We start from the raw sequence: 13119 nt of genomic DNA on the forward strand, positions 1-13119 counted from the left end.
CAAAGTGTGCTCGCGCCCTGTTCCCAGAATGAAGATAGGAAAGTATGATTCGGCATGAAAACGGTAGTTTGTGTATGATTTTTGTTTGGCGACTAAACCATATCACTTACTACCGTTTTTGTTTTTAGTTCCCGCTAATCCGCGATGAACCTTTTTATTTACTTAGCGTTTTATGTAGCTAAGCTTAGACTTTCTTGAAGATGATAGAGGTGTTGATTCCACCAAAAGCAAAGTTGTTGCTCATCAAGTATTCAACATCCAATTCGCGACCTGAGCCCGTGATGTAATCGAGCTTGCCGCACTGTTCATCGACATTCTTAAGGTTTAGGGTTGGGCTGAACCAACCGCTATGCATCATCTCTAGGCTGAGCCACGCTTCAATTGCACCACATGCACCAAGCGTATGGCCAAAGTAACTCTTAAGAGAGCTGATTGGTACTTCACCAAAGATATTCGCTGTCGCGTTACTCTCTGCAATATCACCTTTTTCAGTCGCAGTACCGTGCGCAGAAACATAGCCAATCTTCTCAGCTGGAAGTTGTGCGTCTCTCAATGCTTTCTCCATACAGATTTGCATGGTTTCCATCTGAGGTTGAGTCACATGAGCCGCATCACAGTTGCTCGCAAAACCTATGATTTCTGCGTAGATCTTTGCGCCACGAGCAACAGCATGTTCGTACTCTTCAAGGATCAGGGTTCCAGCGCCTTCGCCGATAACCAAGCCATCACGCTCGCTGTCGTATGGGCTAGGGGATTTCTTGGGTGTGTCGTTTTTTAAACTGGTAGCGAAAAGGGTATCGAAAACGGCAGACTCAGTTGGGCATAACTCTTCACCACCACCGGCAACCATTACGGTTTGGTAACCATGCTTGATCGCTTCATAGGCGTAACCAATGGCTTGGCTTCCTGAAGTACAGGCGCTGCTGGTGGGAATCACGCGGCCACGCAGACCAAAGAACAGACCTACGTTTACCGCGGCTGTGTGTGGCATCATTTGAACGTAAGTGGTTGCTGTGATTGCTCGTGTCGACTTCTCGTTCAGCATTACTCCGAAAGCACCAACCGCATCGGTACTGCCAGTTGAAGAGCCGTAAGCGATACCAGTTTCGCCATTGGTCAATACATCGTGACCAATTAAGCCGGCTTGCTCCAATGCATTCTCAGTCGCAACGGTAGCTAGGCGTGATACACGGCCCATGCCACGCACTTGCTTACGCTTGTAGTGTTTAGGCAGTTGGAAGTCATCAATAGGCGCGGCAAGTTTTGTGTTGAGACCATCATATTGCTCGAAGCTTGGCATATATTGAGTCGCATTTTCACAGGCCTTTAGCTTAGGCTCTATCTGTTGCCAGTCGTTACCAAAAGCAGTAACACCAGACATTCCAGTTACAACAACGCGGCGGGTCATACTAAGCCTCCATTTACTGAAATCACTTGGCGAGTTACGTAGCCTGCAATATCAGACATTAGGTAGCTGACTAGGCCGGCTACTTCTTCCGGCTCACCCATACGGCGCAGTGGTACTTGAGGAAGTGCATGATCTTTCACGTGCTCGTCAACCATACCTGTGTCAATTAAGCCAGGAGCGACACAGTTTACCGTGATCTTGCGTTTTGCGAGTTCTAGAGCAAGAGACTTAGTTGCGCCAATCACCCCCGCTTTTGCTGCAGCATAGTTAGTTTGACCACGGTTACCCATAATGCCGGATACCGACGCTAGAGTGACGATACGGCCACCTTTACGCTTTTGAACCATAGGCATTACACAAGGGTGAAGTACGTTGTAGAAGCTATCTAGGTTGGTATGGATCACACCATCCCACTCTTCTTCCGTCATCGCGGGGAATGCAGTGTCACGAGTAATGCCCGCGTTGTTCACTACACCATAGTAAGCACCATGTTCAGCGATATCAGACTCAAGCTTTTCGCGACACTCGCTTCGTTTGCTGATATCAAATTGAATAAGACGTCCAGCGCCACCCAGTTCGGTGATCGACTTTAGCGTCTCTTCAGCACCTTGCTTGTCACCCATGTAATGAACGGCGATTTCAAACCCGTCTTTCGCGAGTTGAATAGCGATCGCTTTACCAATACCTTTACTGGCACCAGTGACTAAAACCTGACGGCTCATGATGGGCTCCTAGTTTTCATTTCTTGTAATTTTTGTTCGGTCGGCACGTAGACGTTGAGTTGGCATTGAGCCACTAACTCACCTCGGTCTTCGACTCTTGCGGTAAACACAGCCATACCGCTGTCTTCCATCATCTGTTCGGCGTAGATATCAAGGGTCTGACCTTGAGTAAACTCATCACACAGTGATTTATAGCGACGAGAGCCGAGTAAGAATCCGATTGGGGGCGTGGTGCCGTTTTTAAGTGCGTGATATCCAGACCATGCCGCTACAGACTGCGCCATAAACTCGATTCCAACATATGCTGGTACCGTTTGAGATTCGGCGTCAAAGAACAGATTATGGTCACCAATATCGACCTGACAGTGGATCGACAACGCCTCTACGCTGATAGCACGATCGATTAATATCATCGGATCATCGTGAGGGAGAAGTTGGTCTACAGAAGGGATATCAGTCATTTACTACACCAAAAATCAGGCTAATGTTGTTGCCACCAAAAGCAAACGAGTTGCTTAAGATGTTCTTTGCTTTAAGTTTCTGTGAACAGTTTACCAAATCAATCTCAATATCTTCAGCTTTATCCTGACATTTTTGTAAGGGAAGCGGTAAGTCATATTTCAAAATATGCCACGCAATTGCAGCCTCAATCGCACTTGCTGCGCCTAGAGTATGCCCGGTCAGCGGTTTGGTAGAACTGACGGGAACCTTGTTTGCAAAAATACGATGAATGGCTTTACTTTCCATCGAGTCATTGAGTGGCGTTGCTGTACCATGTGCATTGATATAACCAATGTCTTCTGCGTTTAACTGTGCAGAATGTAACGCTTTTTTCATTGCTTGTTCAGCACCATTGCCTTCAGGGTGAGGCGCTGAAATGTGGTGTGCATCAGAGCTGTCCCCACAGCCCAATAAGGCAATGTTTGACGTGTCTTGTGCTGCATTAACACCGGCTAACTTTGTTTTGCTGAGCAACATAAATGCCGCTGCTTCTCCTATGTTGATACCTTCTCGGGTTGCACTAAATGGCTTACAATGTGTTGTTGAGAGTGCTTCAAGACCGTGGAAACCATTGAGTGTCAGCTTACACAATGTATCCACACCACCCACTAACACGGCATCAGCCATACCTGAATCTAATAAGCGCTGGGCGGTCAGAAATACGCGGCCACTGGATGAGCAAGCCGTAGATATGACGTAGTTTGGCCCCGTTAATGCGCAATACTGGCTAACGAACTCTGAGGTATCACCAAGCTCTTGTTTTGAGTAATGGTAATCTGCTGGAAACTCGCCGTTTGCCAATTTTTGTTTGAAGACTGCTTCACCATCGGAGATCCCAGATGTGCTGGTGCCAATAACAACAGCAATTCTATCTGCGCCAAACTGAGATTTGGCTTGCTCGATAGAATCTTCAATTTGGTGAAGAGCCGACAGCGCCAGTTGATTGTTGCGAGTGGCGTATTGCGTAAGATCTGAAGGAATCGGTGGTAGTTCACCCGCGATCTGACCAACGACAGTGTGTTTACCATCGTTCAGCATATCGTGCACTTCGACCATATTTGATTCACGCTCGTCTTTTAGACAGCCATGAATATCGGCAATCTCTGAGCCTAGCGCTGAGTGGAAACCACAGTCTTGGATGTAAATAGGCATAGTGTTCAACTCTTACTTGGATTGTCGACAATCGTTGAGTTCAACGTTTGTATGGTGATGTTGTAGCCCAGGGTCAAATGTTTGAAAACAATGTCGCCTGCCGTTTTGTGTGTACCAGGATCTGTTTGGTAATCAATTTGAATGATTGCCTGTTGGTTTTCATCAAATACGGTTCTTGTTTTGTCGGTATCGACTAGGTGCCAACCTATGCTTTGTAAAGGCTGAGCCCATGCTTCAGCCGGCCATAAGGTAAGCATTAAATTAAATAGCACCTGTTCAGGTTGTGGCAAAGTTGCGCCAAGCCCAGACAAAACCTGCGTATCAATTACTTGATTCTGGTATTGCAGCGATAGAATGCGAGTACCCCAAGAGGAGAACCCCGCCAAAACCACTTTACCTGGTGTGACTTCGACTTGAACCGGAAGCTGCTGTGTATCATTTTCCCACGTAGCGCTAATCAACTGACTGGCTGTTAATGAGTATCCCAGTTCAGCTGGCAGTGGTAGTGCTAGATCGGTGTCTTGATCGATAGACACGCTCGCACCACTTGGCTGCTGAGAAACCATCGAGCAGGCACTCATTAGAATGCCCACTAGTATGGCGAAGGTTACCTTTAATGTCTGGATCATCTAAAAGCCTCTCGAGTAATTGGTCCTTCTACGTTTTTACTACTGTTGATCGCGAGTGGAGAAAGCAGCCAAGCGACAAAGATCCCTGTCAGAACCGTCACCCCGAAGCTATGAATAGCATGAGTCTGGCTCAGCGACAGTAAGCCGAATGAAAGTAGTGTTGTGAGACCTGACAAGGTGATCGCTAATAAGGTGCTCAGCGATTTCTTTTGCTCAGCAAAGAACAGGGTGTAGTCTATGCCAATCCCTAAAATCAGAATCAAACCAAGCAGGTTAAATAGGTTCAGTGTCGAGCCTAAAATGCCCGTGACCGCCAAACCTGCTACGCCTGCAATCAATGAAGGCAACAGCATTAACAGGCTTTGCTTCACACCATAGCGCCAGCCTAACAGCATGCCAATAGCTGCCAATGCTATCAATAACAGCTCGGTAATCTTGACGCGGTACTCAGCAAAAAGAGAGGAGATTTCATCCGCTTTATTGAGGTGTTTCACACCTTGCTTCTGAGCAAAATCTGACTCCAACCACTGTGAGAACAGCTCAGCATCAGTGACGTCTTTTATCAAAATGACCGACGCTGCTTGCCCGTCGATAGGTTTTAACCAAAGTGGTCGAACAGGCTCTGAGACTGGAGACTCCAAAAATCCAGATACCGTGATTGGTTCGAATTTTGGTAGTTCTGGAAACGTAGACCAACCGAGAGAGCTTTGTAATATATGGCTTTGTTGACTATAGAGTTGTTCAACCAACTGATAGTTATCATGCTGTTCTTGTTTGCTTAACAATTGTTGGTTGATGCTGCGATATCCGGAGATACCTTGGCTATCGACCAAAGAATCTAAGCTCGTGGTGATCTCAGCCAGTTTTTTTAGCAGTTTTTGGTCGCTCTTGGCGGTCACCAGCAGCATATTTTGACCGCTGCCTAATCCTGAGATATCAGTAATGGCTTGCTCTTGCTGTTTGAGTTGATCTGGCATCGCTTGAAGTTGACGAATATCGTCGTCGTAGCGAATTTGGCTGAGTGATATCAAACTAACGACAGTCACTATTAATGGTAAGCCAATTCTAAATTTTTGGTTGCTCCAGAGGCTTAACCAAGTATGCCAAAGCTTCGATAAGGGAAGAGGTCGTTCTTGGCTTGGTTTTGCCGCTAAAACCGGATACCAACACACCACACTGGCGTAAGCTGCGATCAGTCCAATCGACGAAAACAGAGCCAGTTGCTGCAAGCCTGGGAATGGCGCAACCAGTAGCCCTAAGTATCCGATTAAGCTGGTGATTAAACCTAGAGTGATGGCAATGAAAATATGCTTTAGGCCTTTATCGCTCTGCCAGTGGCTTCCTGCGGCCAAACGGTCAGTGAGATAGTGAAAAGAGTAATCGATGGATACGCCAATCAAGCTAGCGCCAAACACCAAGCTGAATAGATGCACCTTACCAAAGATAGCGACAGTGCTTGCCAGTGCAACCAATAATCCTGTACTGATTGAGAGTAAAGATAAGGCAAGTGGTAGCGCACTACGAAATGTCAGCCACACCAATAAAATAACGCCTGCCAATGAGCCCAAACCAATGGTACTGATTTCTGATTTCGCGCTTTCGGTACCGTAATTGGCGTAGAACACCACACCAGTATGCTGCACCTTGACGCCAAATTGTTTTTCGACCTCGCGCTCAATTGAATCAAGATCTGGAAGTTGTTCTTGAATCGCCAAGCTATAAGGTGAGTCCGCCAGAGTAGCCGTGACTAAAATATGAGTTTGCTCATTCGACTGGGCCGTGAGATAGCCCTCTTTCAGAACAAAGTTACTTGATTGGACGCCAATAGCACTGATGTAGTCGCGAAATAACAAGAATGGGTCGAGAGATAACTCTGCTGCAGTGACGCCTGAGAATGGATTGTACAGAGACTGAATGACATATTGAGCTCGCGAATCAGGCGAGTGTGTCAGCGTCTCTTTTTGTTGTTGGGTCAGCAGTTGAGATCGGTGACGAAAATAGAAATCGCTCCACTGGCTTTGAGTGCTGGCGTTGATTTTACCTTGAACTTGCTTAAACAGAGTTGGCTGACTTGAAAAAGTTCTTTGGTTGAGAGCTTTTTCAAAAGCGTCGGTCGCAACCATGGTTTGTTCGATATCGGGAGCGCTTATGATAAATACCACTTGCTCGCTCATCGAGCTGGATATCTGCTGAAAGGCTTGCTCTACCATTGGGTCTTGCTGGTTTTCGGGCAGTAACTTTAGAATGTTGCTTTCAATCGGTACCGACGAAGAAAAAGCGAATTGTTTGGTCAACAACCCGCTAAACAGCATTACAACAACAAGCCAAACAAGGGCAAGACTAGAGTTGGAATTGTTTCGCTTCAGCATCTGATAATACTTCCGGTAGATGGCTTAACTGACTGAATTCGATCACTGTGCTATCTCCACGAATCTCTTTCAACTCAATACGTTCAATATCGCTGTTGCCTTGCAGCGTGATAGCCTCAAACACCGCATTCATCGGTGCATTTTTGGGCTTTAGAGTCAGTGTCCATGCTTGTACATTTTCATCAGAGCTGGTGTTAGTTGCGGGCTCAAAATTGAGTGCGAACTGTTCCTGAAGTTTTTGCGTGTCCCCATGAAACACTGACAAGAAGATATGGCTGAAATAAAACGCCATTGGATTTTCTTTGTCGGTGATGATTTTTGCGGGTTGATCGGCAAACCTTTGGCTCAGTTTGTTATCGGTGAGCACTAAGTTCACGGGAAACGGAGTGGTTTGTGTCCAGAGTAAGCCACTTGATTTGTCTAACAGAAATGTACCTTGTGACGTTAAAGGCTGGGCGAACATCTCCATATTGCGTGTTTGAGTGAACTCACCACGCACAATACTATTTTCGCTGAGCACCGTCTGCAGCTCTGAAATAGAATTGACAGCAGCAGAGTTTTCTTTGGCGCTTACAAGGCCGCTTGCCATCATCGCAGTAAGTCCAATTAGCGCGATATTGATGTATTTGCGACTGCGTTTAAACAGATTCATGGTTCACCTGCTGTGGGTTAGAGGTTTGTGTTTGATGTTCAGTTGCTAGAGGTAAGCAACCAAATTGGTGCCAGTGTTCGACTTTGTCAGTAAACACTTTGGGTGAGGCAAAGCACATCTCTTGTTCTTCGATGGTGACGGCAACCTGCATGGTGTGAGCACGTGTCATTCGAGCACCGGTTAGAGCATCATGAATTTCATAATCGACGCGCAGGCGATTTTCCCACTCGGTGAGTTTCGCCGTTACCTTAATCTTGTGATTAAACGGTATCGCCTTAATGTATTTCACGCGGGTATCGATGATAGGCCACATGTAGCCAGAATCCTTCATCTCATGGTAGTTGTACTCAATCTTATCCATCATGATGCGCCTAACTTCTTCAAAGAATCGGAAGTAGTTGCCGTGATAGATCACGCCCATTGGGTCGGCATCTTGGAATGAGGTGATAAGCGTCACCTCAGATTGTAATGGGTGAAGGATTTCAGACATAAATCGCTCTCAACAATATTGCGTAAAGGGTTGGCTACTTTATGAGTAAAGTGACCAGTGCTGACTTTGAATACGAGCAATGAAGTGGCGTAGATCGCCTTCAAGTGGTCGATCTTCTACGATAAATTCAAACTCCTTAAGCACTTCGTCGCGAATGTGCTTGAGGTTCTCACTCATGTGGTGCTCATCAAGCTCATTGTGGCGCTTACGAAGTTCGAGTGCTTGTGTCCCCGCCAGTAGTGACGCTGCTGCCACTTGTTCGGTTAGCTCTAGAACGCGTAAACAGTCACGAGCTGCGATGGTGCCCATACTCACTTTATCTTGGTTGTGACACTCAGTTGAGCGAGAGAATACGCTTGCTGGCATGGTGTGTTTCAATGCTTCTGCTGTCCAAGCTGAAACGCCAATCTGTACTGCTTTAAAGCCGTGGTTGATTGGCTTACGTTCGCCTTCAGCACCCGTTAGGTTGAATGGCAAACCGTTGTTGAACTTGTAGTCCATCAGCTGAGCCATTTGACGGTCAAGCAGATCAGCAAGGTTCGCAACTGCAGTTTTTAACGTATCCATCGCCATTGCAATGTGTCCACCGTAGAAGTGTCCACCGTGCAGTACGCGCTCATTATCACCATCGATAATTGGGTTGTCGTTGGCACTGTTTAGCTCGTTCTCGATCATTTGGCGTAGCCAAGGCAGAGAGTCTTGAACCACGCCGATAACATGTGGAGCACAGCGCAGAGAGTAACGATCTTGGAGGCGATCACTGTTACGTGGCGGGCGATCCGCTTGCAGATCATCACGCAGCCATGCAGCAACTTGTTGTTGACCAGGATGAGGTTTGACTGCAAACAGCGCTTCATCGAAATGGAAGTCATTGCCGTGCATACCGACTGATACCATAGCGGTGATCTTAGTTGATAGCTGAGCTAGATATTCCGCACGCTTGTAAGCGATACAAGCTAATGCCGTCATTACAGACGTACCATTCATCAACGCCAAGCCTTCTTTTGGCTTAAGTTTGATAGGGCTAATTCCTAACTCTTTGTAGACGTCACTGGTTGGGCGCACTTCACCTTTGTAGATTACATCACGCTCACCAATCAGTGCTGCGGCTAAGTAAGACAGAGGTGTTAAGTCGCCACTGGCACCCACCGATCCTTCTTGAGGAATGCGTGGTGAGATGTCTTGGTTGATTAGGGTAACGATCTGGTTGAGTAGATCGTGAGTCACACCAGAGACACCTTGTGATAACGAACAAAGACGAGTTGCAAGGACTGCACGAGCTTGTTCGTGAGACAATATTTCACCTAAACCACAGCCGTGAAAACGTGTTAAATGCAGTGGTAGCTCGTCAACTAGGTTTGGCGGAATCGCAACCGTACATGAGTCACCGTAACCCGTCGTTACACCGTAAATCACACCTTCTTCTTTCAATAGGCGTTCTAAGAAAGCGACACCACGGTCGATCTTAGATGTGAATGCTTCACTTGTGTTCATCGAGGCTTTTGCGCCTTGTGAGATAGCGACAACATCCTCAATCGTGAGGCGCTCGGCACCAAAGGTGATGCTATTTGGATTCTTTTTCGTCATGGTGCTTGCTCAATGTCCAAAAATTAAAAAAGTTGTACCACTGAAGCGGTGCTTGCAGTGTGTAGTGCTGAAGTCGATTTGCGTATTTTTGCACGACTTGCTGTAAAGATTGTTCGCGAGCCTTTCTTGGTAGCTCGATCTTGTTGCTAAAATGCTCGAAATAGACATTAAAATGCGGCTTAGATTGTGAGTCGTCACGTAACCCAAACAGCAAAAATACGGGTGCTTTGAGAACCGAGGCTAACATAAATGGACCTTGAGGGAATGGAGCTTCCTTACCTAAGAACTCAGCCCATACTGAGCGGCTCTCTTTGCTGGTGGAAGTTCGATCGCCAACAATCACGATCCATTCGCCTTGCTCTAGTTTCTGTTGTAACAAGATAGCGGTATCAGGCCCCATCGATGTCACCTGAATCAGATTTAAATCAGACTGCGGGTTAACCGCTTTCATCACGGAATTAAAACGTTCGGCGTGTTCTGTAAAAACCAGGGCGTTGATTTTGATGTTCGAGTGTCTGCGACCTAAAGCTCGGCACAGCTCAATATTGCCAAGGTGAGATCCAAGGATTAGCACACCTTGTTGGTTTTCCACCATGCTTTCGAATTGGTCTTGGCCATGAATCGTCAGGTTATCTACCGAGAAATCGCCTTTCCATGCCGCTAACTTATCTAGCATGGTATGGCCAAACGAGAGCAGGTGGTTATAACTGGTTAATTCAGCGGGTAACTCAATATTCTGTTGTTCAGCGTATGCCTTAAGTTGAAATAGGTACTGTTCTGAGGCGTTTCGTGCACGTTTGCCCGTTAGATGGTAGTAACGCATCACACAGCGTAAAATAAGATTAAATACGCCTCGGCCTAACAAGGTATAAACAGCCAATAACAGTTTGATGCCCAGCACTGTGCCGCGTTCTTGAGTGCGGGACCAGTGTGGTTGTTCAGAAGCTTGCGGCTCTGAATCAGTCGATAAATTTGGGTTATTATCAGCTGAATCGGATTTGAAATGGCGAGCAATCAGTTTTGGTGCTCTTGGCAGCATGCTGAAGAATAGACGTGTATGCATCCAACTGATTTTGACGTTATCCCACAACGCATCGAAATGAGAGATGCCGTTCTCAGGATAGATAACGCGCGTTTCAACGAAGTCTATGTCGCAACCTTCCCAATACAGGCGAACCAAAATCTCGATATCGAAGTCCATTCTCGAACCAACATCGTACTTATTCAACACAGTTTGAGTTTGGTTGATAGGATACGCTCTAAAGCCACACATGCTGTCTTTAATTGATAAAGAAAGGGTTTCTATCCATACCCAGATATGTGTCGCGTAGCGCCCATAGAGCCTTGCTTTGGGTACGCTGTCGTCGTAGATTGGCTGGCCTGATATCAGACGTTGTGGCTTAGCTTGTGAGGCCTCAATCAATGTTGGCAAGGCTTCCAGGTCGTGTTGCCCATCAGCATCTATCTGAATAGCGTGGCTAAAGCCTAGTTGCTGCGCTTTTTTGATTCCGGCTTTTACTGCGCCGCCTTTACCTTGGTTCTGTTCAAGCGTCACCAAGGTTACGTTTGAATTCTCTGCTAGGGGAGACAGAAACTGTTTTGTTGTGAGTTCACTGCCATCGTCAACGATGATGATCGGTAACTCAAAATGATGAAGTGACGACACCACAGCCGGCATGGTTGCGCCATGGTTAAAGCACGGGATAAGGAAGCAAGCCTTGTAGCTGCTTTCTTTTGTGTGGTGTTGAGAAGTAGCCTCGACGGGAGCGCTATTCACTTTTTTCTCCCAGCTTCATTTTGCCTGAAGAGTGGGTCTGTTCACCGTTGTTTGATGTGTAACTAAAGCTCAGCTTGTCTTTGTCAGCATCCCATTTGAGTGATAGCTGGATTGTAGCGTCAGGCAGGATAGGCTCTTGGAACTTAATGACTTCCATTCCTTTAAAGAAACCAGGAACGCCTAACTCTTGGACTGCGTAGTGAAGTGCCCAATCAATTTGCGTGACGCCAGGTAGAATAGGGAAGCTCTTGAAGTGCCCATTAAAGTCGGTGATATCTCCGCTAACATGAAGTGTCAGGGTCGATTCATTTTCTACCGTGTCTACAGCAATGATGTTTGGTTTTCTTTTATCCATAGGGCGTGCTTAGAATCCTTGGGCAAATATTGGTTCTTTGACAAAAATATAAAAAGATAATCTCAGTGTAAAATACGATCAGCGGTTTCTATGATTTTATTAGCTGTTCTATGTGAGATGTTAATCGCTTACCTTGGCTGTTGAGGGGGATCTCATCGACAACACGGTATTTTCTCGGGATTGCGATTGGCTCTAACCACTTTCTGAGTTCTGTACGCAGCATCAACCAGAATTTACCTTTGCTCATGGTCGATAGAGCGGCTTGGCCTTCATCTGATAATACCAAAACAGAGGCTAATATTAATCGCTCAGGCTCCTCAAATGGAATAACCACGCACTCACTTATCCAAGGCAGTTGCTCCAGTCGCTTTTCCACTTCAACCAGTGATACTCGCTTTTCTTCTATCTTGATCACTCGGTCCGTTCGGCCCTTCAATATGAATTGATTCTCCGAGACCATCTCGCACTCATCACAGGTTTGATACCAGTTATTCTTATCGATGTACGGCGACAATAACTTAATGCAATTCTCACTGTTGAGACTAGCCTCAATACAGGCAAAAAGCTGCCAAGGCGTTTGAGCGCTCTCTTGCTGACGAAATGCGATGCCACCGGTTTCTGTGCTACCAAAGACTTCAATCGGTAAATGACCAAGCAGATCTCGTGACTGGTGAGCCGACTCGGTAGGCAATGGACCACCCGAAGAGAAGATTCCTGCAAGTTGTACCTTGTTGGTCTCATGCTTTAATCGTTTAAGTAGCGCTGGGCTGCTGATCAGTACACAGTTTTGATTTGCGTGAGATAAGATCTGTTCTGGGTATTCAAGGTTGTGTCGAGCAAATGGAACACCAGAGCATAGTGGCCATAAGATTCTAAACATCAAACCATAGATATGTTGATGAGAAACTGTGCTTTGGATTTGGTTTCCCTTGAGTAACTCACCCCAGTTCTTGTGTAACTGAGCGGTCTCAATATCGAGGTGCTCTAACGTTTTATCTATCGCTTTTGGCGTGCCACTTGAACCTGAAGTGAACAGAGTTAATGGGACTGTTGCCAAATCAATGGTCGTAAGATTCTCGGTTAGAGGTTTTTGTGCTTCAGTGTTTGAATCCAATAAGGTTTGGATATTACGAACGTCATTCACCTCAACTTCGCCAATCGAGTTATCAACTAGCAGGCAATCAAACTGCTTACTTAACTCAGCAAGCGCACATGGCTGGTAGTTGCCCGGTAAGATGATGTGTTTGTTGGCTGCTGTACATGCCAAAAAGGCCACCGCAAATAGGTAGCTGTCTTGGGTACAAATCGCGATTCGTTGAAAAGGGGATAAAGACAAAAATTGTACGAGTTGAGATAAGTCGTCGTTAAATGTTTGCCACGTAATCTCGCTATTGTCGTCAAAGCAGACAATAGATTCAGGGGCTCTGTCCTGGCTAAGAAGCTCAGACAACGAGGTGTAAGATACGGTTTGGGTCAT

Annotated in this window: 12 protein-coding genes; all 12 read right to left on the reverse strand. The window is 46.3% G+C overall.

The window, feature by feature from the left end; genetic code table 11:
* Positions 1 to 184: 184 nt before the first annotated feature.
* The 12 genes from AB4138_RS18775 to AB4138_RS18830 all read right to left on the reverse strand — a co-directional run bounded on the left by AB4138_RS18775 (position 185) and on the right by AB4138_RS18830 (position 13119).
* The gene (locus AB4138_RS18775; RefSeq protein WP_017062286.1) at positions 185 to 1408 is read right to left on the reverse strand and encodes a beta-ketoacyl-ACP synthase; all 1224 of its coding nucleotides are present in this window, start codon (positions 1406 to 1408) and stop codon (positions 185 to 187) included.
* Positions 1405 to 2130, reverse strand: coding sequence for a 3-ketoacyl-ACP reductase FabG2 (locus AB4138_RS18780; RefSeq protein WP_017062285.1), 726 nt, complete (start codon positions 2128 to 2130; stop codon positions 1405 to 1407). Before AB4138_RS18780 ends, AB4138_RS18775 begins: the two co-directional genes overlap by 4 nt.
* Entirely contained in the window at positions 2127 to 2591 is a 465-nt protein-coding gene (locus AB4138_RS18785) for a hotdog family protein (protein WP_017062284.1), read from the reverse strand. Before AB4138_RS18785 ends, AB4138_RS18780 begins: the two co-directional genes overlap by 4 nt.
* Positions 2584 to 3783 (reverse strand): beta-ketoacyl-[acyl-carrier-protein] synthase family protein, encoded by a 1200-nt coding sequence (locus tag AB4138_RS18790; protein WP_017062283.1) that lies wholly within the window; start codon positions 3781 to 3783, stop codon positions 2584 to 2586. Before AB4138_RS18790 ends, AB4138_RS18785 begins: the two co-directional genes overlap by 8 nt.
* A 5-nt stretch (positions 3784 to 3788) precedes the next feature.
* On the reverse strand, positions 3789 to 4412 hold the full coding sequence (locus AB4138_RS18795; RefSeq protein ID WP_029235193.1) for a DUF3261 domain-containing protein: 624 nt from the start codon (positions 4410 to 4412) through the stop codon (positions 3789 to 3791).
* Positions 4409 to 6781: an MMPL family transporter gene (locus AB4138_RS18800; RefSeq protein ID WP_372307266.1), complete on the reverse strand. Its 2373-nt coding sequence runs from the start codon at positions 6779 to 6781 to the stop codon at positions 4409 to 4411. The genes AB4138_RS18795 and AB4138_RS18800 overlap by 4 nt, the downstream gene beginning before the upstream one ends.
* Positions 6753 to 7433, reverse strand: coding sequence for an outer membrane lipoprotein carrier protein LolA (locus AB4138_RS18805; protein ID WP_017064143.1), 681 nt, complete (start codon positions 7431 to 7433; stop codon positions 6753 to 6755). The genes AB4138_RS18800 and AB4138_RS18805 overlap by 29 nt, the downstream gene beginning before the upstream one ends.
* Positions 7420 to 7923: a thioesterase family protein gene (locus tag AB4138_RS18810; protein WP_017062279.1), complete on the reverse strand. Its 504-nt coding sequence runs from the start codon at positions 7921 to 7923 to the stop codon at positions 7420 to 7422. The genes AB4138_RS18805 and AB4138_RS18810 overlap by 14 nt, the downstream gene beginning before the upstream one ends.
* 39 nt (positions 7924 to 7962) lie before the next feature.
* Positions 7963 to 9510, reverse strand: a complete 1548-nt coding sequence (hutH, locus tag AB4138_RS18815) for a histidine ammonia-lyase (RefSeq protein ID WP_017062278.1) — start codon at positions 9508 to 9510, stop codon at positions 7963 to 7965.
* The gene (locus AB4138_RS18820; protein WP_372307269.1) at positions 9488 to 11287 is read right to left on the reverse strand and encodes a glycosyltransferase; all 1800 of its coding nucleotides are present in this window, start codon (positions 11285 to 11287) and stop codon (positions 9488 to 9490) included. Before AB4138_RS18820 ends, hutH begins: the two co-directional genes overlap by 23 nt.
* A complete protein-coding gene (locus AB4138_RS18825; RefSeq protein ID WP_017062276.1) occupies positions 11280 to 11642 on the reverse strand; it encodes a 3-hydroxyacyl-ACP dehydratase in 363 nt (120 codons plus the stop codon). Before AB4138_RS18825 ends, AB4138_RS18820 begins: the two co-directional genes overlap by 8 nt.
* A gap of 88 nt (positions 11643 to 11730) precedes the next feature.
* Complete coding sequence (locus tag AB4138_RS18830; RefSeq protein WP_372307272.1) at positions 11731 to 13119, reverse strand: AMP-binding protein; 1389 nt, start codon at positions 13117 to 13119, stop codon at positions 11731 to 11733.

This window comes from Vibrio sp. 10N.286.52.C3 (assembly GCF_041468865.1).
Lineage (GTDB): Bacteria > Pseudomonadota > Gammaproteobacteria > Enterobacterales > Vibrionaceae > Vibrio > Vibrio crassostreae_C.

Coding starts and splice junctions, on each gene's coding strand:
- AB4138_RS18775 (WP_017062286.1), bottom strand. CDS start 1,408: ATGACCCGCCGCGTTGTTGTAACTGGAATGTCTGGTGTTACTGCTTTT.
- AB4138_RS18810 (WP_017062279.1), bottom strand. CDS start 7,923: ATGTCTGAAATCCTTCACCCATTACAATCTGAGGTGACGCTTATCACC.
- AB4138_RS18785 (WP_017062284.1), bottom strand. CDS start 2,591: ATGACTGATATCCCTTCTGTAGACCAACTTCTCCCTCACGATGATCCG.
- AB4138_RS18825 (WP_017062276.1), bottom strand. CDS start 11,642: ATGGATAAAAGAAAACCAAACATCATTGCTGTAGACACGGTAGAAAAT.
- AB4138_RS18790 (WP_017062283.1), bottom strand. CDS start 3,783: ATGCCTATTTACATCCAAGACTGTGGTTTCCACTCAGCGCTAGGCTCA.
- hutH (WP_017062278.1), bottom strand. CDS start 9,510: ATGACGAAAAAGAATCCAAATAGCATCACCTTTGGTGCCGAGCGCCTC.
- AB4138_RS18800 (WP_372307266.1), bottom strand. CDS start 6,781: ATGCTGAAGCGAAACAATTCCAACTCTAGTCTTGCCCTTGTTTGGCTT.
- AB4138_RS18805 (WP_017064143.1), bottom strand. CDS start 7,433: ATGAATCTGTTTAAACGCAGTCGCAAATACATCAATATCGCGCTAATT.
- AB4138_RS18795 (WP_029235193.1), bottom strand. CDS start 4,412: ATGATCCAGACATTAAAGGTAACCTTCGCCATACTAGTGGGCATTCTA.
- AB4138_RS18780 (WP_017062285.1), bottom strand. CDS start 2,130: ATGAGCCGTCAGGTTTTAGTCACTGGTGCCAGTAAAGGTATTGGTAAA.
- AB4138_RS18830 (WP_372307272.1), bottom strand. CDS start 13,119: ATGACCCAAACCGTATCTTACACCTCGTTGTCTGAGCTTCTTAGCCAG.